The organism is Psychroserpens mesophilus (assembly GCF_000826645.1).
Classification (GTDB): domain Bacteria; phylum Bacteroidota; class Bacteroidia; order Flavobacteriales; family Flavobacteriaceae; genus Psychroserpens; species Psychroserpens mesophilus.
The window spans coordinates 1-264 of the sequence record NZ_JXJP01000066.1 but is presented as its reverse complement, the minus strand read 5'-3'; the positions used below and the strand labels follow the sequence as shown (position 1 = coordinate 264).

Here is a 264-nt window from a genome sequence, read left to right as displayed (position 1 = left end):
CCCTCCACCCGCTCCGCGCCGGAGACCGCCAGGGCCCGCAGCTCGCCGGCCTCGACCTGCTCGGCGTACTCGCCGACCCCGGAGATGCCCGCGCTGACCTGGTTGCCCAGCAGCGCCGCCAGCGACTCGCCGCCACCGGAGTAGGGGATGTAGTTGAGGTCGCTGGCCGGCACGCCCGCCTCCTGGGCGAGCATCCCGGCGAGGATGTTGTCGGTGCCGCCGGCGGAGCCGCCCGCGATGGAGACCCCGCGACCTTCGCTCTTC

1 protein-coding gene is annotated in these 264 nt (G+C 75.0%); it reads right to left on the bottom strand.

Going from position 1 to position 264, the window contains the following annotated elements:
* The coding region (locus TD18_RS17090; protein WP_262501237.1) for a tripartite tricarboxylate transporter substrate-binding protein at window positions 1–264 on the bottom strand (264 nt) is incomplete at both ends.